An 18,917-nucleotide genomic window follows, 5' to 3' on the forward strand; every position below is an offset into this window, starting at 1 on the left:
GGCGTCAAAGCTCCACGTGTTTGCCAAGCATCCGCTTCAGCGTGTCATTTTTCTTCACGACATGATTCTTGAGCGCGCCGAACAGGTGCAGCGCCAATCCGGCAAGAAATGCGACGGCGCCGATGCCGAACAGGATGTCCACCACATGCCGCACACGCGGGCTGGGCTCGATCAGCGCGGGCACCGCGTATCCGAACGGCAACGCAATCACTTCCCCGCCGGCCGATCGTGCGAGCCAGACGGCGACAGGCAGCAGCACCATGGCCAGCGCCAGTGCCACCGCCACGGACCGGCTGACGATCACCTCGACCGGATTCGGCGTACCAAGCGGCAGCGGATGGAAGGACGACAGGCGTGCCCACAGTCGATGGATCGACAGCACGAACAGCACGACGCCCAGCAGGTTCTGCCACTGCATCATGCGCATGCGTTGCGCGACGTCGGTTGCGTGGGAAATGCCGATCGCCATCCCGATGATCGAGAACAGCAGGATCGCAACCGTCCAGTGCAGCGCGATCGTCATGGGCGAGAAGCGCAGGCCGTTGTCTCGAAGTTGCATGCTCCGTCTCCTGATCTGACGCGGCGAATGGCGGCGCGCGGTTCACGACGGGGCGCATCGCCACGCTCCGCTCGAACGTGCGGCGGCGGGAACCCGGCGACTCGTCGCCCGGCACACCGGCCCGTTGCGCGTGTGCCCGACCTGCGCACGACGTCGTCTGTATTGGCTATGACGATAGGCGCCGTGCAGGGTCACTTCAAATGAATATTTGTGATCCAGATGATCTGTTTTGGTGAACACTGATCGTCACGACGAAAGCCGGTCTTGAATCCCGGCCGTCACCGCTCGTTCACCCGGCGCCGCGTCGAACGACGCCTTCTCCCCGTCGACTGCCTTGCGATATCGTCCCGGCGCGATGCCGGTCGGGTACTCGAACGCAGGGCTGAACACGCGTTCGGACGTATGGCCCACGGACCGCGCGGCCTGCGCGCATCCGAACGCGGCCACCCGGGTCGGGCAACGATTCACCACGCCGGACGGGGACGATCGCGCGCCCCGTCGTCGCGTCGCGCGACGATCCGCGCAGCCCGCCGCTCACTCGAACCGGCAGGCCGCGCGCGGCAGCGCCGAGAGCGTGTCGCTCGACAGTTTCAGAATGCCGTCGAAATTGGCCTGGTTGTCCGCAGGACAGAAATCCGCGAGCGTCATGCCGTCCGGACGCGTGTACTCGACATTGAACACGGCCTTGTTCAGCGCGACGAAGCTCGCGTAGCCGCCGCACTCGTGGAACCTGTTGCATTGCTCGTTGAGCGCCCAGTCGGCCACTTTCGCCATCGCGGTAGCGATACCCGAGCCGTTCTTGAGGCCCATCGACATCCCGCGATCGTGCGCGGCGGCGATCAGCGCCGTGTTGTAGCGCAGCTGATCGTCGCGCGTCAGCGGAAAGCCCGTTTCCTGGCGATAGCTGTCGTCGAGATCCGGCTCGATGCCCTCGCAGCCCTTTTTCTTCGCCATGTCGAGACGCGCCAGCATCAGGGGCATCAGGATCGCGGTCTGGCGAATGTCCAGCCAGCGTTCGTGATCCTCGTAGCCTTCGACGGGGTTGCCGAGCACGCTGTCCGGAAACTTGCCGGCATCGCCTCGGGTGTCTTCCCGCCCGCCCACCTCCATGTAGCACACGACGGTGATGCCCTTCGTCTTCAGGCGCCGGATCGTATCGCCATCGGTCAGTTCCATGTCGACGTCGATCATCTTGCGGGGGTTGTTCACGCCGTCCAGCACCTTCTCGTTGATCGTGTTGCCGTCGATCTGCCATTGCCAGCTCGTGCCGGGCACGAGCGGTTTCCACGCTGGTGCCTGCGACGCGCGCGCCGACGCCGCCGCGATCATGCTGCCCGGCACGGCCGAATCCGAGTCGCCTCCGCACGCCGCGAGCAGCAGCATCAGCACGAATGGAGCGAATGATCTTGCGGACATGGCGAATCCTTTGCTCGTTGGCGGCTTGTCAGGATGCGAGGGTGCGAGGAAGACTCGTGCAGCGGAATGCGGGCGATGCATCTGCCGATGCTGCGGCGGTACGGGAATGCGCGAGGCACGTCGGGATGGTAGGCGGGAACACCGCGCCCATCTGTTCCGTTTTGTCGATTTTTGTTGTCGTGGCACGCAGCCCCGACCAAGACAGTCATCGGCTTCGGTTCAATGCGAGCGCCATGGGCCGCCGACATCCGCCGGCGCGAGTTGGACAATCACCGGACAGCCTGTCGGCCGTGCCGATGAAATCATGGGATCGTCCAGTCGTTGCACTTGACGCTCAAGCCCCTGGCCGGCGCATGATGCGGGCCGAGATATCGCGAGAAACGGCAAGCAAGTGCGCGCACACGGCATCCCTGCCCGGGCGATCGCCCGACATCCCGGTTACCTGAATCAGGCATGAGATGACCGCGGTGGCGCTCCCGGCCCCGGCGAGCACCGGGACCGCCATGTCTTCCAACCCGTGGAAGCTCGGGCTCGGCATTCGCGCATATCCCGTTCGACGAATCGCTTCGAGCTTGTCATGCGGGATTTCCGCGCGGCCGAAGGCGTCAGGGGCCGGCTGCTGCGCAGAGCGCAGCATCGCACTCCGGGCCTGGGGCCCCTGAAACGCCAGCAAGACGAGGCCCGGTGCGGTATCGACCACCCCAAGCGCTGCGCCTACCTTGGGCGCAATCCTGAACCCGCCGGGCGGATCATACGTTGCGACCACGCGAAGCAGACCTTCGTGAAAGACGCCCAGAAAAGCGGATTGACATGCCGACTGGACGAACCGCGTCATCGCCGGATCGACGATGTCGAGCATGTCGCGCAATGCCGGGTGCTGCATTGCCAGTCGATAAATCCTGGACGAAAGGTGATAGCGATCGCCGCCGGAGGCTCGATGAACGTAACCGCGCGAGACCAGTCGTTCGACCATCCGGTAATTCTCGCTCGGACTGCGGCCGAGCGCCGTCGATATCTCCCCGCGCGACAAGCCGTCAGCCTGCCCGGCAAGCAATTCCAGTATGTCGAGCCCTTTGTCGAGCGCAGGTGCATGACAGCGATGGTCCCCGACTGTGCGATGCGCATTCGTCAGAGAAAGCAATTCCGGTTCGTTCATCTGCAGTACAGATCAAATACCTGGGCATGAGCGATTCACACGATAACCGTCGCCAGGAAAGTCAGCCGGCGCGGCGCTTTCAGCCCCGCCCGGCGCCATTGAGCCGGGCGGGGCTGAAAGCGGACGGGCCACTGCCGGCAGCTTCGCGCGCAACGCCGCACCGCCAACAACGCCCCGCCGACCTCCGTTGACGGTGACGGCATGGTGGTCGACGAGCGCCTCGTGCCAAAGCTGTGTGCCAATGCTCGTCGGCATGCCTTCACCGGCCCGGCCATGTTGTTTTCGACGCCGATCGATGCGGACGCGTGTCCAGTCGATGGCCGTCATCGTGCGGGGCGCTGCCCATGGTGGTACCGCTGGCCAAGGGTCTCGGGCTTCCCCCGTCGGTGAACGGCCCGTGCCTCCTTGACTGGCGCGAATCTTAAATGAACGTGCAGGACGAAAACTGACAAGTTCTGACATCCGGGCGCCGCCGCGCCTGACCGGCACCGGGAGCCCGGAAGACGTCGTCCGTTCGGTTATAGTGACGCCCGACTGAAGCAACCGGCACGAATCGCGCGATGTTCCCGCTCCTGTTCCTCATCCTGTTTTCCTGGACCTCGTGCGCCTTCGCATCGGCGCCCATTGCGCTGCCGGACGGAGGACAGGTCGGCATTCGGACAGGCTGGGACCTGCTGCGCGATCCCGGCAACACGCTCACGGTGGAGCAACTGTCGCGCCCCGAGATCGCGCGCGCATTCGTCGGCCAGACGTCGGAGCCAGCGCTCGGCTATGTCAACGGTGCGGCGTGGCTGCGCCTGACCGTCATGCGCCCGGCGAGCGCGCCGCCCATGTGGCTTCTGGAGTTGCGCTCGTCGCTGCTCAACGACGTCACGCTGTATGTGCCGCAGCCGGGCGGCGGGTACCGGCGCCACGTTGCGGGCGACCGCAAGCCGGTCGCGCAACGCGACGTCGCCTACCGCAACCCCGTTTTTCGCCTGGACCTTCCCGCTGGCCAGCCGGTCACGCTCTATCTGCGAATCCGCAGCACCAGCACCATGAGCTTTTCGATGGCGCTGTGGTCGCCCGACGCATTCATCTCCGCGACCAGCAAGGAATCGCTGCTGTTCGGCCTGCTCGACGCCGCGCATCTCGTGCTGCTCGTCTCCAGCCTGTGGCTTTTCCGGGTGACGCGCGACGCCTCTTTCGGGCTCTTCGGGCTGAGCGTGATCGTGAACCTGCTCACCGCGCTCGGCGCCGAAGGCTACCTCTATCAGTACCTGCTGCCGGGCTTCCCGTCCGCGAGCAATGCGGTCTACCTGCTCAGCTGGCTGCTCGGCACCCCCGTCGGCACGCTGTTCACCTCGCACTACCTCGGCCTGTTCAACGGGCGCTGGCGGCGTCCAGCGATCGCTTTTTCCGCACTGACGATCGTCGTGGCGCTCGCCGCCGCGCCCCTGATGCTGGTCGTCAATATCTGGTGGGTACGCCCGCTCTACCTGTTCTGGCAGATTGCGGCCATCCTCGTCACGATGGCCATTTCGCTCTGGCTCGCCGCGCGCGGACACCGGCATGCGCGCGTGGTCGTGCTCGTGTTGCTGCTGTTGCTCGGCGGCAGCGCATTGCGTGTCGCGCGCAACGTCGGCTGGATTCCGCCGGGCCTGCTCGCCGACAACGCAGGCTATCTGGGCATGCTCGCGTTCATGCTGATCATGAATTCGGCGATCAGCTCGCGCTACAACGCGATGCGCAACGCGATGGAAGCGGCACAGGCCGACGCGTTGCGCGTCGCGCGCCAGGCCGAACGCGATCTGGAAGCAAAGGTCGCGTTGCGCACCCAGGCGCTGCGCGAGGCGATGGAGCAAGTGGAAGCGTCGCTCGCGATGGAAAAACGCGCTCAGGACGAGCAGCGGCAGCTTCTGGCAACCGTCTCGCACGAGTTGAGGACACCGCTGGCCGTCATCGACGCGACCGCTCAAAACCTCGATCTCGACGACCCGCATGTCGATGCGCTGACCTCGTCGCGTTACCAGAAGATCCTGCGCGCGACGCAGCGTTTGACCGTACTGATCAATGACTCGCTGCACGAGGACGGGTTCGAGCTGCTGCGGCGCGGAACCCGTATCGACGACACCCGGCTGGCGGCACTGCTCGACGATGCGGCCGCCGCCGCCGAGGCGCTGTCCGACGGCCACCGTCTCGAAATCGACGCGAAAGACTTGCCGGACGCCTTCGCGTGTGACGGCAGCCTGACACGCCTCGTGCTGCGCACGCTCGCCGACAACGCCGTCAAGTACACCCCGGGCGGCACCCGGATCGTGTTGCGCGGCCGGCGTGTGCCGGGCGGCGTGGAGCTGGAAGTAGAGGACGACGGCCCCGGCATTGCGCCAGCGGATCTGCCGCACGTATTCGATCGCTTCTTTCGCGGCCGCAACGCGGGCCGCAAGCCGGGAACGGGCCTCGGTCTCCCGCTGGCACGCCGCATGGTCGAGATGCAGGGCGGCACATTGATCCTGGTCAGTGAGGCGGGGCACGGCTGCCGGGCGACGGTCTTTTTGCCCGCCAACGCGAACAGGGCGCTCGTTGCCGCTCAGGCGAGCATCAGCGGCACGGCGAACGTGTAGCCGGTGCCATGCACCGTCTTCAGCGGTAGCTCCGATCCTGCCTCGCTTCGCCAGCGCTGCCGCAGACGGCTGACCATCGTCTCCAGCCTGCGCTCGTCGTAGTCGACCCAGTCGAAGCCGAAATCCTCCGCGATCTGCCGCCGGCTGACCGCCTTGGACGGATGGCGCGCCAGCAGCGCGAGCAGGCCGATCTCGCTTGCCGACAGATCGAGGCGCCCACCGTCCGGCGCAAACAGCACGCGCGCCCGGCAGTCGAGCCGCCAGTCGTTTGCCACCCGGCGGCCGAGCGCCTGAAGAATGGCATCGAGTTCGATCAGTTTCACCGGCTTGACGAGATAATGATCGGCTCCGCCGATCAGGCCGTCGACCTTGCTTTGCGTCTCGCCCCGCGCGGTCAGCATGACGATGCCGCAGTCGCGATGCCGGGCCCTGAGCCACGCAGCGGCGTCGAGACCGCTCCCGTCCGGCAGCATCACGTCGATGATCGCGAACGCGAGATCCGACGCCCGCTCCCGGAACTCCGCGATCGTGCCGGCCTGACTGACCGTCCAGCCGCGCTTTTCCAGAAACGCGGCGATTTCCTCGCGCAACTCGACCTCGTCGTCAAGCAACACGACCTTAGCCATACCGCAACCTCGATTCCGCCTTGTGCATCCGCGGTGCCTTCCCGTATTCCCTCACCAATCTGCGGTAGCGCCACGCTGGCTTGCGCGACGCGTCCGTCCTCCCCCCGCATGTGCTTGCGCTTCGCGAGTGCGGAGAATTCTAGCCGACCGTTAACGTCGCGATCGTGTCGGGTGATAAAGAAAAGTGGCCGGAAGGCGCAGGCCGCACGCCCGGTGTTGCTGTATCTGAAGCCGGTCAAAGCAAGGTCATGTATTGCGAGCAATGCGGTGCACGCTGCGAACAGGTCCATGAGACGACGGTGCAACAGGTGCACGATCTGCCGCTGTTCGAGTATCGGGTAGTGCTGCACGTCCCCTTCGCCGGGTCGGGTGCAAACGCCGCGGCGGCCCGCCGACTACTGGGCGGGCGCGCCTCGGCGCGCATCCATGCCGACACATCGACGCGCGACGCGCGATGCGCAACGATCCGGCGGATTGACGCGGATCGCCACGCACTTGACCGCCACCAACGGCCCCCCACCCCAATCAGTCGTCCGGCGTGCAGACCCGAATCCGGTGGCCATCCGGGTCCAGTGCGACGAAGGTCCGGCCAAACACCGCGTTCGCCGGCTGCTGCTCGATCGTCACGCCGATTTCGCGCCACGCGTCATGCAATGCATCGACCTCGGCGGCGTTCTTGACGATGAACGCCAGTTCGGTGCGCTGCCCGGTGCCGGCGCTGACGAAATCCGGCGCCTGCGTGGACCACAGACCGAGCGTCAGTCCGTTGTCGAAGCCGAACGCCACATAGGTCGGAAACTGCGCGAACGGCGCCTTCCCGACCAGTTTCTCGTAGAACCGGGTGCTTTCGGCCGGATCCTTGACATAGAGCAAGATCAGATTAGGTGTAGGCATCGCATGACTCTCCTGTTTGAGGGTTGAACACTGATCAACGCCAGACGAGCTTACGACACGCTCGCGTCAATTTCTGGCAGCATCAAACCTTTTCGGAGGCATGCCGATGGCCCGATCCGAACGTTTGCTCGCGCTGTTGCAGGCGCTGCGATGCCACCGTCAACCGGTCAGCGGCCAGGCGCTCGCGGACGAACTCGGCGTCAGCGTTCGCACCATCTACCGCGACATCGCGAGCCTGCAGTCGCAGGGCGCGTCGATCGACGCGGCCGCGGGCATGGGGTACGTGCTGCGCTCCGGCTACATCCTGCCGCCGCTGATGTTCTCGGAGGATGAAATCGAAGCGCTCGTGCTGGGCTCGCGCTGGGTCAGCAAGCGCGCGGACGCACAGCTCGCGTCCGCCGCGACGAACGCGATCGCGAAGATCGCCGCGGTGATTCCCGACGCACTGCGCGATTCGCTCGATTCGAACGCGCTGCTGGTCGGCCCGCGCGACGCGAAGTCCGACGAAGCCATCGACATGGCCGCGATCCGCCGCGCCATCCGGCTCGAGCACAAGCTGTCGTTCCACTACACCGACGGCCACGGCGAGCAGTCGCTGCGCACGGTGTGGCCGATCGCGCTCGGGTTCTTCGAGGACGGACGCATTCTCGTCGCGTGGTGCGAGCGGCGGATGGATTTCCGTCACTTCCGCACCGACCGGATGACCGACCTCGCGTCGCTCGGCCAGCGCTACCCGCGCCGCAAGCAGACGCTGCTCGCCACCTGGCGCAAGACGGTTGCCCACACCGAGACTGCTCGCCGCTGACAGAATCTGACAGTCCCCGTCACTATGATCGAGACTCGACATTGACGAGGAGGACCATGATGAGCCACGCCGAATTCGATTCGTTCTTTGCGGTGCGCACGAAAGCAGCAGAAGCCTATGTCAGCGGCAATCCCGAGCCGCTCGACAAGCTGGTGGTCAAACAGGGGGACGCGACCTTCCACAGCCCGCGCGGCGACAGCCTGTCGGGCGCGGCCGAGGTGGGCGCGCGCTATATCAGCGACGCGCAGATCTTCCAGCCGGGCGGCAAGAGCCGCCTCGACATTCTGCAGCAAGTAACGGACAACGAACTGTCCTTCTGGACCGGCTACCAGGTCGTCACCGTCCAGTTGAAGGGACAGCAACATCCGGTCGACATGCGGATCCGCGTTACCGAAGTGTTCCGCCGGACCGGCGACGACTGGAAGCTCGTGCACCGCCACGCGGACGTACCGCCCGCGCCGGGTGGCAGCGCCTGAGCCTAGCCGTCGGGCAAGTCGGTCGCGCGGGGTAGCCGGGTCCATTCGAGCAGGCGCAGCCGGCGGTCGCCCGTCAGCGACCGCCCGTAGAGCTTGAGCGTCGCGCCGCTCAGCTCGATGCGCCTGACCTGCTCCGTGCCGATCCACGACGCGTCGGGCGCGATGGTGATCCGGTGCACGACCTCGTCGCCGTCGCAGCGCCAGGTGCCCGCATAGCTCATGTAGCGTGGCACCGCCGCCGCGCCGGGCTCGCCGTTCGCCTGGCCCATCATCGCGACCGACATGTAGCCGTCCGGGTCGTACACCAGCAGGCCCGTCGGCGCGTCGCCGAGCGGACCGGGGCTGACCCCGTCCGCCTCGACGGTGACGAAGGCGGCAAGCCGCCACGCGCCGGCAAGCCGCGCGTCCATCGCGTCCGCCGTCATGCGGGCACCCCGCTGCGCGGCTCGACGCGATGACCCGCGCCGCCGAGCATCCGTTCGAGCGCGTTCGCGCCGACCTCATGCGGCGAACCCGCCTGAATCGCGCTGGCGGCGTCGAGCCGCGCCAGCTGCGCGACGTCGAGCACGATCGACAGGCTGTCCAGGCACGCGTCGAGCTGCACGCGACTGCGCGGTCCCAGCACCGGCACGAAGCCCGTCCGGCACGCACGCGCGCGTGCCAGCGTCCACGCAAGCGCGACCTGCGCCGGCGCGTGCCCGCTCTCGCTCGCGATCGCGAGCACCGTATCGAGGATGCCGGTGCGCTGCGCGCTGTCCTCGAACCGGATGACGCGGCCGCCCCAGTCCGTGAGGCGACCCTTCCGGTCCTGCCGGTATTTCGCGGTCAGCAGCCCGCCGCCGAGCGGCGACCAGCTCGCCACGCCGATCCCGAGGCTCGCCGCCATCGGCAGCAGTTCGCGTTCAGCCGAACGCTCGACGAGACTGTACTCGGTCTGGATCGCGGCGACCGGCGCCCAGCCGCGCAGGTCCGCAATCGCAGCGGCCCGCGACACACGCCATGCGGGGAAATTGGACAGGCCGATATACAGCACCTTGCCCGCGCGGACCAATGCGTCGAATGCGTAAAGGATCTCCTCGACCGGCGTGACACCGTCCGGGAAATGCACCCAGTACAGATCCAGGTAATCGGTCCGCAACCGCTTGAGGCTGGCCTCGACCGCGCGCGTCATGGTCTTTGCGCTGTTGCCGGTATCGAGCGCGTGCGGCGCCGGCGACGCGCCGTAACCGAACTTCGACCCGACGACGAACAGGTCCCGCCGCCCCGTCAGGAACTCGCCGACGATCGACTCGGCCTCGCCGTACTGATAGCAATCCGCCGTGTCGATGAAGGTGCCGTTCGCGTCGGCGAAACGCTCGAGCATCGCGAGTGCGTCGGCGCGTGACGCGCCCCCGCCCCAGGATGTGCCGAAATTGGCCGTGCCCAGCGCGCACTCGGAAACGCGCAGGCCGGTCCGCGCCCCCAATGTCGTATGACGCATGCGATGACTCCGGTTCAGGGTCTTGGCCTGTCTGTCTAGGTAGGAATGCCGGCGCGCTTGATCGCGGGGTAGACGATGCCGAGTGCGCGCATCTGCTGGTAGGGATTCATGAATTCCCGTTCGAGCTTGATCTTGCCGTTCTCGAACAGGAAAGAATGAATGAAGTGGTTGACGTAGCGGCCCGGCGGATAGCCGGGGAACAGGATCTGCCCCTCGCCGTCGCACTCCACCCAGAACCGGTTCGGATCCTGGGTCTCGTAAATCTCGACATTCGTCCACTCCCAGTCCGGAAAGCACTTCAACGACCATTCGCCGTGCGCCTTGAGGCCTTCGTGACCGTGCGACGCGACGGGCTCCAGCGTGTCGTTGGTCCACAGGCCGGCGCTGCCGTCCGGCGCGAACAGCTGATAACGCGTGAGGCGTCCTTCGCCCTTGCGGCTCATGTAGTCCTCGACCACCTGACGGTTGCGGCGGCGCAGTTCGGCGTCGCGTTCGAATTGTCCGGCCTCGGTCTGGATGTCGCTCATGGTGGGATCCTTCTAGTTGAGGTGAGAGGAGTGGGTAGCCGGCGCGGACGCGCCGTTCGCGGCGCTTGCCACCAGCGCGACGATGTCGTCGACGCGTCGCGCCTCGTGAAAGCGCCGCAGGTCGAACTTGATCTGGAACGTCGCCTCCAGGCTGAGCAGCGCGTTCAGCGAATTGAAGCTGTCCCACGCGTGGGCCGCCAGCACCGGGTTGGCCTGCAACGCCGCCTCCGGCTGATTCAGGATTTCGCTCAGCACGCGCAACACGGCTGGCTCGAACGATACGGCTTCACTCATGCGGACACCTCGTGGTCGGAAAGGATGTGGATCCATGCTGGCGTCGGCGCGAACGCACCCGACAGCGGCAATGCGAAACAATCGTCACGGCTGGGCGCGAATCCGCAGGTGGGCCAGAGTTCGGCCGCCACCGCGTTGCGGGGCGACGCCACGTAACGTCCCTCGAGCATGTGCGCGCCGGCCTCGCGGGCGCGCGCGGCGAGCCAGCCGACGATCGCGACTTCGATGCTCCGGCCCAGCACGCGGCAGCTCAGCACGAAATTCGTGACACGCCAGGCCGACGCGTCGCGCGTCCCCCACACGGCGCCGACGATGCCGTCGTCACCGAACCGGTCCCGCGCGCTGAACGAATAGACGAAGTGGCCGGGATCGTTCGCCATCTGCTCGAGCTGCGCGTCGTCGTGGCGCTCGCCCGTCAGGTTGAACTGGTTGGTACGCGCCGCGAGCTGCGCGATCCGCGCGATCGTGAAGCGTTCCGCGGCCTTCGGCACGAGCTGAATGCCGAGCGCATGCAGGTAGTCGTCGCGCGACGCGAAGCCGTTCGAATACTGCTGGCGGTCGCTGCGCGCGCGATACAGCGCCGGCCGGTTGCGATCCGTGTCGGTCAATGCGAGGCTGTCGAACCACCCGCCGCCCAGGAGCGTATCGGCGAGCAGCGCCGGATCGCAGTCGGCCGCGACGAGCGCCACCTCGGGCCATTGCGCGGCGACCTCGCCTCGCTCGAACGCCGAGTCGTCCATGAACACGAACGCATCGGGCGCAAGGTCGAGCGTCTCGCCGATCGCATGCAAGCCCTGCGATTTCGGCGCCCAGTTCACCGCGCTCGCCGAGAAGTCGCCCGGCCGCAGCACCATTTCGGGATGCGACGCCAGCACGTCGTCGACCAGCGCCGCATCGTTCTTGCTGAGCAGGGCCAGCACGACGCCCTGGCTGCGCAGTCGCGCCGCCGCGGTCTGCAGCGCGCGATAGCCGCTGCCCGGATACAGGCGGCCCAGTTCGATCCGCTCGGCGCCCAGCTCGCCGACCACGCCGCCCCACAGCGTATTGTCGAGATCGAGTCCCAGCCCCTTGCGCGACAATCCGAGCCGCGCCTGCACGTAGCGCCGGACTTCGTTCGCATGCAGCAGCAGCGCGTCGTCGCTGAACGACAGATGCCCGTAGTGCATCAGGCGCGCGTCGCGCAGCGGCTTCGCCGCGTTCGCCAGCAGGCTGACCAGATCGATCACCGCGACCCGCTCGCTGTCCTCCGCGAGCCCGAGGATCGCAGCGTTGACCAGGCACCACGCGCGGCTGAGCGCCGTGCGCGCACGCCAGCTGATGACGCTGTTGCGCAACGTATCGGGAAGCGGCAGCGTGTGCAGCACGAACGTGGCGCGCGACGCATCGGTCAGCGCGAGCACCTGCGCGCGCAGCGTGTCCGCGCGCGACGCCAGGTGCGCGGCCAGCCCGTCGGCGTCCGCCGGATCCCAGTCCTCCGGCATGAAGTACGCCTCGTCGATCAGGCAGGTCACGAGATCGGGATCGCTACCGTCGAGACGGCCCGTCGCGAGCGCCATCTCGAAGCCGCCATACGGATTGACGTGCACGCGCGCCTGCACGCCGATCCCGGCCAGCCGCGCGGCCAGCAGGTGCGGATAGTTGCCGGTCGTGCAATTGGCCAGCACGGTCACGTCGATCGTCTTCGGCCGCGGGCCGCCCGCGGGCAACCCGGCGACGAGCTTGCCGGCCGCGATCGCGCGCAGCGCGTCGGTCACGCCGAGCAGCGCCGCGCGCGTCGGCGCGTCCGGCGGCTCGCCCCGCGTCGCCGCGTCGCGCAACGCCGCCATCCAGTCTGTCGAAACGTTCATCGTTTCCCCTTGTCGCGCCGTCACGCGCGCAGCAGCGTGCAGCACCAGTGCATGCCGGTTGACATGCCGCACATCGCGACGATGTCGCCGTCGCGGATCTCCCCTCGCTCGACGTGCTGCCCAAGCGACACCAGATGGTCGGCCGCGCCCATGTGACCGAGCACGCCCGCGAACGCGAAATTGGTGCGTTCGACCGGCACGCCGATCTGCTTGCCGAGCGCCTCGATCGCGCCGGGCCGCGCGTCGTTGATGTAGATCAGGTGATCGACGTCGCGCCGCGTCAACCCGCTCCGCGCGCAAGCCGCATCGACGGTCTCGGTCAACCAGTCGTTGCGGTGGTCGAGGAAGACCTTCAGGCGCGACGCGTCATTCTTGAAATGACGATGCACGCTCTCGTAGCCGGACTCGTTCCGGCTCGACCAGCCCGCGGGCGGCACCGGCGTCTTCGTGCCGCCGTACTCGCCGCGGAACAGGTCGCAGTACTCGGGCAGCGTGAAGTGCTCGGTCGCGAGCCATTGGCAGCGGGCATGGCCGCGCTGCAGGACGGCCGCAACCGCGCCGTCGCTATGCACGCAGTTGTTGATGTTCATCCGGTTGCGGTGATGCTCGCCGACCCGGTTGACCACCACGAACAGCGCCCTGTCCACCTCCGGTTGCAGCGCGAACGCCCCCGCGATCATGCCGAACGGGCGCAGGCCGGCGCTGCAGCCCTCGTTGTTGAACACGAGCGTCTGCGTCCGTTCGAGGTCGAGCATGCGCGCGAGCGCCGCCGCGGAATCCCAGTACATGTACTCGGGCATTTCCGCCGACCCGAGCACCACGAGATCGAGATCCGACGCGCGCAACGACGCCCGCTCGAGCGCCTGCCGTGCCGCGCGTGCGGCGAAATCGAGCGCGAACTCGTCGTGACGCGCGCGGCGATAGGTCGTGCATCCCCACTGCAGCACGCGCTCCGGATCGGTCACGTAGTCCGCCGCCGTCTCAGCGACGCTGGTTTCCTCGCCGAACGCGTAGCCGAACGCGCGGATCCCGAACCCGGCGCCGGCGGCGCTCATGCGACCTCCCCGGCGAGCGCGCCGTGCGCGACCGTCGCATCCGCCGCGCGCCAGCGCAGCAACTCTCCGCGCGCGACGATCGTCGCGCTGCCCGACACCTGGATCGAATCGACGCCGGCGGACGAGCCGTCGACCCGGGCGGACATGATCGACAGGCGGCCCATTTCCACGCCCTGCCAGATCTCGATGGCCTGCCCGAACCCGATCAGCCCGTGACGGATCAGGTGCCACGCGAGCGGCCCGGCCGCCGAGCCCGTTGCCGCATCCTCGGCGACGCCGTACGCCGGGGAAAACATCCGCATCCGCCAGTGCCCGCCGCTGCCGGCGAAGCAGTTCGCCGCCATGTCCGGCAACGTGGCGAGAATCCGCAGGTCCGGCTTGACAGCCGACAGCGCGTCGATGTCCGGCAGGCCGACGAACACGTGGCGCGGTCCGTTCCGGTACAGCTCGACGGGCAACGTCGACGACGCGAGGCCGAGCCCTTCGAGCAGGGTTTGCGCATGCTCGTACGGTTCCCAGGTGGGAATCGGCTGCTGCATCGTGGCCGAGCGGATCCGGCCGTCGTCGGTGCGCTCGAACGCGAACGGCACGGTACCCATCGCGGTCTCCATCCGGAGCACCGGCTGAGCATGGGTCTCGCCCAGCACGATCGCGGTGCCGAGCGTCGGATGGCCGGCGAACGGCAATTCGTTGACGGGCGTGAAGATGCGCACGTGGACATCGCCGTCCGCTTTCGGCGGAAAGACGAAGGTAGTCTCCGAGAGATTGGTTTCACGCGCGATGCGCTGCATGTCGGTCGCGTCGAGCCCGGACGCATCGACGAACACCGCGACCGGATTACCTTCCAGCGGCCGATCGGTGAACACATCGGCAATGACATATCGACTCGTCTTCATCTGTGCTCCGCGTCAGGGTTGAAGTCTGCGGCTGGTCCAGCCGTTGGCCGTCGCGTCGTAGCGCAGCCGGTTGTGAAGCTGATCGGGCGATGCCTGCCAGAACTCGATGATCGTCGGGCGCAGCGCGTAGCCCAGCCAGCCGACCGGCCGCGGAAACGGCATGCCGGCATCGATGAGGCGCTGCGCCTTGGCGCGCAGTGCCTGCTCGTCGTCGAGCGTCTCGCTCTGCAGCGACACGCTCGACATCGGGTACGTAACGGGCGAGCGCTTCGCCCACAGCGCGTCGGATGCCTCGATCGAGATGGAACCGATCGGCCCGGACACGACGATCTGCTGCTTCGTCTCGCGCCAGTACAGCACGCCGCTCGCCCAGCCGAACGCGGCGATCTCCCGCCCCTTCTGGCTGCCCGCGTGCGTGGTGAACAGGAGTCCGTCAGGACCGACGTCCAGCACCTGGACCATGCGCGTCGACGCGTGGCCTTCCGCGCCCGTCGTGGCGAGCGCCATCGCGCCCGGCTCCAGCACGCCGCTCGCCCTGGCCGAATCGAGCCACGCACGCAGGACCGGGATGGGCTCGTGCGGCGGATCCTGGAAAACGGCAACGTCCGGCTGGGACGCCGGGGTATCGAGTCGTTGATTCATGAAAGAGTCGTCCTCATGCTGATCGCTTCGGTCAAGATTCCGAACAGACGCGGCAGCGTCTGCCGGAAATAAAAGTGGCCGCCGGGCAGGCTGTGATGCGCGAACGGCGCGGTCGTATGCGCACGCCATGCCGGCATGTCGAACTGCTCCGCGTCGCCCGCCAGCGCGGTGATCGGACAGTCGAGCGGCGCGTGCTCGGTTGGCCGATAGGTGACGAAGATCTCCAGGTCCGCGCGCAGTACCGACAGGCTCTGCCGCAGCAGCGCCGGGTTCTGCCGGATCATGTCCGGCAGCGGCCCCCAGCGCCCCTCGATCCAGGCCTGCAACGCGTCGTCGTCGAGCGTATGCACGTCCTGCACCGTGTCGATCCGCGGCGGTGCCGGCGCGGACGACACGAACAGGTGCATCGGCGCGGGCATGCCGGCCGCGTGCAGCTCGCGGGCCACCTCGAACGCCATCAGCGCGCCGAGGCTGTGGCCGAAGAACGCGAACGGCGGTTCGAACGACACGTGCTCGACGATCTGCCGCACGGCCTCGTCCATTCGGCGCAACGGGGCCTCGAGCGCGCGCGCGCCATGCCCGGGCAACTGCAGCGCGATGCAGCGCAGCGACGCCGGCGTCCATCGCGCATACTCGCCGGGCGCGCTGCCCGCGTGCCCGAAACAGTAGAGCCGCGCGCCGTCGGCGGGCCCGCCCGCCGGCGAGACGAGCCAGCGCCCGGCGCGGCGTCCGGCGACATCCTGCGCGTCCGTCATTTGCGCACCTCGGCGTCGGCCAGCCGGACCAGCTCCGCGAGCTGGCGCGGCGTCTCGGCGTCGTAGAGCGCGAGCGGATCGAGCGTGACCTGGAACAGTGCGGCGATGCGCTCGAACAGGGTCGCCGCGATCAACGAGTCGCCACCCAGATCGAAGAAGCTGTCGTCCGCGCCGACCGCCTCCATGCCGAGAATCTCCGCGTACAGCCGCGTCAGGTCCGCTTCGAAGTCGCGCGCCGGTGCGTGGGCGTCGGCCGTGTTCGCGGCGACGGCCGGCGCGGGGACGGGCGCGGGGATAGGCGCAGGCGTAGCGGCCCGCGCTTCGTCCGCGTCGACCAGGTAGCGCGCCCGCTGGAACGGATAGGCCGGCAGCAGCACCCGCCGCCGCGCCGCGCCGTGCACGCCGCGCCAATCGACCGGCAGCCCCGCACTCCACACGCGCCCCAACCGCACCAGCAGCTGCGGCGGTGCCGCCGCCACCGCCGCGTCGGCACGCGCGCCGTCGTCGGCAGGCGCACCCACGACGTCGATGGACACCACGCCCTGAGTGCCGTCCTCCGACGCGCGCACATCGGGCAGGCCATACGCGCACCACGACCAATGATGCGCATCCACCCGTTCGCCGGGTTCGAAGACCCGGTCGTGCCCGGCGAACGACAGGCGGGTGCGCGTCGGCGCGGGATGGATGTCGCCGAGCCTCGCGTCGAACGCCACCGGCCCCGCGCCGCTCGCCTCGATCAGCGCGACCGCCTGCGCGACGGACAGCACGCCCGCGCACACCGCCGCGGCCCACGCGCCCGCACGCTCGCCGACGATCGTGTCGGGCTTGACGCCCCACGCCTCCAGCATCCCGGCCACCGCGTGCTGGACCGCGAAGCAGCGCAGTTCCGACGAGGGCTCGCGACCCGACGGCAGGCAGGCGTCGACCGCCTCGCGCAGCGACGGCTCATACGCGAACAGACGCGCCGTCTCGGCCTCGTCGAGCGAGCCGGGAAACCGCAGCACCACGTGCGGCGACACAGCGGGCACGGCCTCGCCACCGCCCGCCCCGGCGCGCACCGCGGTGAGCGCGGCAAGCGCGTCCTCGCGATCGCGCGCGACCACGAAGGTGCGCAGTGCGAGTGCCCTGCGGCCGGTCTGCAGCGTCCACGCGACATCCGCGAGCGAGGCGGACGGATGCGCGCGCAGGTAATCGATCAGCCGGTCGGTCGCCTGTTCGAGCGCGCGCGGCTGCTCCGCCGATACCACCAGCAATTGCCACGGATGCCCGGGCGGCGACGCCGGCTGCGGCGGCGCTTCTTCGAGCACCACGTGCGCGTTGGTGCCGCCGATGCCGAACGAACTGACGCCCGCGCGGCGCGGCTGCGAGGTGCGCGGCCAGTCCTCTGCCCGCGTCGCGACGCGAAATGGCGTGGCGGCGAAATCGATGTGCGGATTCGGCTGCTCGAAATGCAAGCTGGGCGGGATCCGGCCGTGCGAGAGCGCGAGCGCGGTCTTGATCAGGCCTGCCATGCCCGCCGCGACATCCGCGTGTCCGATGTTGCTTTTCACGGACCCGATCGAGCAATAGCCGCTCGCGTCGGTGTGCTCGCGAAACGCGCGGGTCAGCGCCGACAGTTCGATCGGGTCGCCGAGCGCGGTGGCCGTGCCGTGCGCCTCGACATAGCCGAGCGACGCGGCGCTGACGCCGGCCGTGCGCAGCGCGTCCCGGATCACGCGCGCTTGCCCGTCCACGCTGGGCGCGGTGAAGCCGATCCGCCCCGCGCCGTCGTTGTCGACCGCACTGCCGCGCACGACCGCGTAAATCACATCGCCGTCGGTCAGCGCGTCGTCGAGCCGCTTGAGCAGCACGACGCCCACGCCGTCGGTGCCGACGGTGCCGTCGGCGGACGCGTCGAAACTCCGGCACACACCCTGCTTCGAAATCACGCCGCCCGGCGTGTACGGGGTGAGCTTCGACGGCACGTGCACCGATGCCGCGCCGGCGAGCGCCATGTCGCAGTCGTCGGCCAGGAGCCCCTGGATCGCGACGTGCAGCGCGACGAGCGACGATGCGCAGGCGGCCTGGACGGCGATCGACGGACCGCGCAGATTCAGCTTGTAGGCGACCCGCGCGGCCATGTACTCGGGTGCGTTGCCGAGCAGGATTTCCCAGTCGCCCACGGGCGGCAGGCGATGCAGCTGGGACCGCACGACCTGCGCATAACCCGTGTCCGCCCCGCTTGCGTAGACGCCGATCCGCCCGGCGTAGCGGTCAGGATCGTAGCCGCCGCCTTCCAGCGCCTCCACAGCGCATTCGAGAAACACGCGGTGCTGCGGGCTCAAGAGACGCGCTTCACGCTGCGACACGCGGAAATACTCGGCGTCGAACCACTCGGGCCGATCGAGCAGGCCGTGCGCGAGCACGTCGTCGCCGTCGCCCGCATAACGGGTGATCGTGTCCCGGCCCTGGATCAGGTTGTCCCAGAACGCCGCCACGCCGTCCGCGCCGGGAAAGCGGCACGACATCCCGATGATCGCGACGTGTTCGCGGGTGCGCTCAGCCGGCGTGGTCATGGGCGGGCTCCTGGGGAATCTGGTCGACGTGACGCGCAAGCGCGCGCACGGTCGGGTGCGAGAACATGTCCAGCAAGGCCACCGACTTGCCCAGACGGCGCGCGATATGCTCGCCCACCACCGACAGCAGGATCGAATGGCCGCCGAGGTCGAAGAAATTGTCCTGCGCGCGCACCTCGGGCACTTCGAGCACCTCGCGCCAGATCTCGGCGATCACGGTCTCGGTGCTCGGTGACGCCGGGTTGCCCGTTTCCGGGACGGGTGACGGCATGGCTGTGCCCATGCGGGATGAGTCTTGCCCCATACAGTTCTCCGGTTGATCCTGCTGCGC

At 68.1% G+C, this 18,917-nt stretch carries 19 protein-coding genes and 1 pseudogene; 4 read left to right on the forward strand and 16 right to left on the reverse strand.

What is annotated here, in order from left to right; all coding sequences use genetic code 11:
- Positions 1–4: 4 nt before the first annotated feature.
- From ACPTTF_RS37375 to ACPTTF_RS37385, 3 genes are all read right to left on the reverse strand, one after another.
- Entirely contained in the window at positions 5–559 is a 555-nt protein-coding gene (locus tag ACPTTF_RS37375) for a cytochrome b (RefSeq protein WP_423372501.1), read from the reverse strand.
- A 534-nt stretch (positions 560–1,093) separates the two neighbouring features.
- Positions 1,094–1,975, reverse strand: a complete 882-nt coding sequence (locus ACPTTF_RS37380; RefSeq protein WP_423372502.1) for an endo alpha-1,4 polygalactosaminidase — start codon at positions 1,973–1,975, stop codon at positions 1,094–1,096.
- Between the two features lie 334 nt (positions 1,976–2,309).
- On the reverse strand, positions 2,310–3,131 hold the full coding sequence (locus tag ACPTTF_RS37385; RefSeq protein WP_423372503.1) for an IclR family transcriptional regulator: 822 nt from the start codon (positions 3,129–3,131) through the stop codon (positions 2,310–2,312).
- A gap of 560 nt (positions 3,132–3,691) precedes the next feature.
- On the opposite strand from ACPTTF_RS37385, the gene ACPTTF_RS37390 reads away from it, so the two are divergent.
- Positions 3,692–5,734, forward strand: coding sequence for a 7TM-DISM domain-containing protein (locus tag ACPTTF_RS37390; RefSeq protein WP_423372504.1), 2,043 nt, complete (start codon positions 3,692–3,694; stop codon positions 5,732–5,734).
- On the opposite strand, the gene ACPTTF_RS37395 is transcribed toward ACPTTF_RS37390, so the two are convergent.
- The gene (locus tag ACPTTF_RS37395; protein WP_423372505.1) at positions 5,701–6,360 is read right to left on the reverse strand and encodes a response regulator transcription factor; all 660 of its coding nucleotides are present in this window, start codon (positions 6,358–6,360) and stop codon (positions 5,701–5,703) included. The genes ACPTTF_RS37390 and ACPTTF_RS37395 overlap by 34 nt on opposite strands.
- 161 nt (positions 6,361–6,521) lie before the next feature.
- Between ACPTTF_RS37395 and ACPTTF_RS37400 the strand changes: the two are divergent.
- A pseudogene (locus ACPTTF_RS37400) lies at positions 6,522–6,751 on the forward strand (transposase family protein); the annotation flags it as partial.
- 134 nt (positions 6,752–6,885) lie between these two features.
- On the opposite strand, the gene ACPTTF_RS37405 reads toward ACPTTF_RS37400, so the two are convergent.
- Positions 6,886–7,254, reverse strand: coding sequence for a VOC family protein (locus ACPTTF_RS37405; protein ID WP_423372506.1), 369 nt, complete (start codon positions 7,252–7,254; stop codon positions 6,886–6,888).
- Positions 7,255–7,360: 106 nt separating this feature from the next.
- Here ACPTTF_RS37405 and ACPTTF_RS37410 point away from each other — a divergent pair, with 106 nt between their 5' ends.
- Both ACPTTF_RS37410 and ACPTTF_RS37415 read left to right on the forward strand, forming a co-directional pair.
- On the forward strand, positions 7,361–8,059 hold the full coding sequence (locus tag ACPTTF_RS37410) for a helix-turn-helix transcriptional regulator (protein WP_166959024.1): 699 nt from the start codon (positions 7,361–7,363) through the stop codon (positions 8,057–8,059).
- A 56-nt stretch (positions 8,060–8,115) separates the two neighbouring features.
- Entirely contained in the window at positions 8,116–8,535 is a 420-nt protein-coding gene (locus tag ACPTTF_RS37415) for a YybH family protein (protein WP_423391208.1), read from the forward strand.
- A 2-nt stretch (positions 8,536–8,537) separates the two neighbouring features.
- On the opposite strand, the gene ACPTTF_RS37420 is transcribed toward ACPTTF_RS37415, so the two are convergent.
- From ACPTTF_RS37420 to ACPTTF_RS37470, 11 genes are read right to left on the reverse strand one after another with little or no spacing between them, the layout of a single operon-like run.
- Positions 8,538–8,960 carry a lipocalin-like domain-containing protein gene (locus tag ACPTTF_RS37420; RefSeq protein WP_423372507.1) on the reverse strand — a complete coding sequence of 141 codons (423 nt, stop codon included), beginning with the start codon at positions 8,958–8,960 and terminating at the stop codon, positions 8,538–8,540.
- Positions 8,957–10,015 carry an aldo/keto reductase gene (locus ACPTTF_RS37425; RefSeq protein ID WP_423372508.1) on the reverse strand — a complete coding sequence of 353 codons (1,059 nt, stop codon included), beginning with the start codon at positions 10,013–10,015 and terminating at the stop codon, positions 8,957–8,959. The genes ACPTTF_RS37420 and ACPTTF_RS37425 overlap by 4 nt, the downstream gene beginning before the upstream one ends.
- A gap of 35 nt (positions 10,016–10,050) precedes the next feature.
- The gene (locus ACPTTF_RS37430) at positions 10,051–10,542 is read right to left on the reverse strand and encodes a PhzA/PhzB family protein (RefSeq protein ID WP_423372509.1); all 492 of its coding nucleotides are present in this window, start codon (positions 10,540–10,542) and stop codon (positions 10,051–10,053) included.
- 12 nt (positions 10,543–10,554) lie between these two features.
- A complete protein-coding gene (locus tag ACPTTF_RS37435; protein WP_423372510.1) occupies positions 10,555–10,836 on the reverse strand; it encodes a hypothetical protein in 282 nt (93 codons plus the stop codon).
- The gene (locus ACPTTF_RS37440) at positions 10,833–12,683 is read right to left on the reverse strand and encodes an HAD-IIIC family phosphatase (protein WP_423372511.1); all 1,851 of its coding nucleotides are present in this window, start codon (positions 12,681–12,683) and stop codon (positions 10,833–10,835) included. The genes ACPTTF_RS37435 and ACPTTF_RS37440 overlap by 4 nt, the downstream gene beginning before the upstream one ends.
- Before the next feature lie 20 nt (positions 12,684–12,703).
- Positions 12,704–13,738, reverse strand: a complete 1,035-nt coding sequence (locus tag ACPTTF_RS37445) for a 3-oxoacyl-ACP synthase III family protein (RefSeq protein ID WP_166959009.1) — start codon at positions 13,736–13,738, stop codon at positions 12,704–12,706.
- Positions 13,735–14,634, reverse strand: coding sequence for a PhzF family phenazine biosynthesis protein (locus tag ACPTTF_RS37450; protein WP_166959007.1), 900 nt, complete (start codon positions 14,632–14,634; stop codon positions 13,735–13,737). Before ACPTTF_RS37450 ends, ACPTTF_RS37445 begins: the two co-directional genes overlap by 4 nt.
- 12 nt (positions 14,635–14,646) lie before the next feature.
- Positions 14,647–15,276, reverse strand: coding sequence for a pyridoxal 5'-phosphate synthase (locus ACPTTF_RS37455; protein ID WP_423372512.1), 630 nt, complete (start codon positions 15,274–15,276; stop codon positions 14,647–14,649).
- A complete protein-coding gene (locus tag ACPTTF_RS37460; protein ID WP_423372513.1) occupies positions 15,273–16,031 on the reverse strand; it encodes a thioesterase II family protein in 759 nt (252 codons plus the stop codon). The genes ACPTTF_RS37455 and ACPTTF_RS37460 overlap by 4 nt, the downstream gene beginning before the upstream one ends.
- Positions 16,028–18,586, reverse strand: a complete 2,559-nt coding sequence (locus tag ACPTTF_RS37465) for a type I polyketide synthase (RefSeq protein WP_423372514.1) — start codon at positions 18,584–18,586, stop codon at positions 16,028–16,030. The genes ACPTTF_RS37460 and ACPTTF_RS37465 overlap by 4 nt, the downstream gene beginning before the upstream one ends.
- Positions 18,570–18,857 (reverse strand): phosphopantetheine-binding protein, encoded by a 288-nt coding sequence (locus tag ACPTTF_RS37470; RefSeq protein ID WP_208102046.1) that lies wholly within the window; start codon positions 18,855–18,857, stop codon positions 18,570–18,572. The genes ACPTTF_RS37465 and ACPTTF_RS37470 overlap by 17 nt, the downstream gene beginning before the upstream one ends.
- Positions 18,858–18,917: the final 60 nt, after the last annotated feature.

The sequence above is a fragment of the Burkholderia crassaminum genome (assembly GCF_964265005.1).
Lineage (GTDB): Bacteria > Pseudomonadota > Gammaproteobacteria > Burkholderiales > Burkholderiaceae > Burkholderia.

Bases quoted from the DNA above. Each gene is read 5' to 3' on its own strand.
- ACPTTF_RS37375 (WP_423372501.1), bottom strand. From the start codon at position 559: ATGCAACTTCGAGACAACGGCCTGCGCTTCTCGCCCATGACGATCGCG.
- ACPTTF_RS37380 (WP_423372502.1), bottom strand. From the start codon at position 1,975: ATGTCCGCAAGATCATTCGCTCCATTCGTGCTGATGCTGCTGCTCGCG.
- ACPTTF_RS37385 (WP_423372503.1), bottom strand. From the start codon at position 3,131: ATGAACGAACCGGAATTGCTTTCTCTGACGAATGCGCATCGCACAGTC.
- ACPTTF_RS37390 (WP_423372504.1), top strand. From the start codon at position 3,692: ATGTTCCCGCTCCTGTTCCTCATCCTGTTTTCCTGGACCTCGTGCGCC.
- ACPTTF_RS37395 (WP_423372505.1), bottom strand. From the start codon at position 6,360: ATGGCTAAGGTCGTGTTGCTTGACGACGAGGTCGAGTTGCGCGAGGAA.
- ACPTTF_RS37405 (WP_423372506.1), bottom strand. From the start codon at position 7,254: ATGCCTACACCTAATCTGATCTTGCTCTATGTCAAGGATCCGGCCGAA.
- ACPTTF_RS37410 (WP_166959024.1), top strand. From the start codon at position 7,361: ATGGCCCGATCCGAACGTTTGCTCGCGCTGTTGCAGGCGCTGCGATGC.
- ACPTTF_RS37415 (WP_423391208.1), top strand. From the start codon at position 8,116: ATGATGAGCCACGCCGAATTCGATTCGTTCTTTGCGGTGCGCACGAAA.
- ACPTTF_RS37420 (WP_423372507.1), bottom strand. From the start codon at position 8,960: ATGACGGCGGACGCGATGGACGCGCGGCTTGCCGGCGCGTGGCGGCTT.
- ACPTTF_RS37425 (WP_423372508.1), bottom strand. From the start codon at position 10,015: ATGCGTCATACGACATTGGGGGCGCGGACCGGCCTGCGCGTTTCCGAG.
- ACPTTF_RS37430 (WP_423372509.1), bottom strand. From the start codon at position 10,542: ATGAGCGACATCCAGACCGAGGCCGGACAATTCGAACGCGACGCCGAA.
- ACPTTF_RS37435 (WP_423372510.1), bottom strand. From the start codon at position 10,836: ATGAGTGAAGCCGTATCGTTCGAGCCAGCCGTGTTGCGCGTGCTGAGC.
- ACPTTF_RS37440 (WP_423372511.1), bottom strand. From the start codon at position 12,683: ATGAACGTTTCGACAGACTGGATGGCGGCGTTGCGCGACGCGGCGACG.
- ACPTTF_RS37445 (WP_166959009.1), bottom strand. From the start codon at position 13,738: ATGAGCGCCGCCGGCGCCGGGTTCGGGATCCGCGCGTTCGGCTACGCG.
- ACPTTF_RS37450 (WP_166959007.1), bottom strand. From the start codon at position 14,634: ATGAAGACGAGTCGATATGTCATTGCCGATGTGTTCACCGATCGGCCG.
- ACPTTF_RS37455 (WP_423372512.1), bottom strand. From the start codon at position 15,276: ATGAATCAACGACTCGATACCCCGGCGTCCCAGCCGGACGTTGCCGTT.
- ACPTTF_RS37460 (WP_423372513.1), bottom strand. From the start codon at position 16,031: ATGACGGACGCGCAGGATGTCGCCGGACGCCGCGCCGGGCGCTGGCTC.
- ACPTTF_RS37465 (WP_423372514.1), bottom strand. From the start codon at position 18,586: ATGACCACGCCGGCTGAGCGCACCCGCGAACACGTCGCGATCATCGGG.
- ACPTTF_RS37470 (WP_208102046.1), bottom strand. From the start codon at position 18,857: ATGCCGTCACCCGTCCCGGAAACGGGCAACCCGGCGTCACCGAGCACC.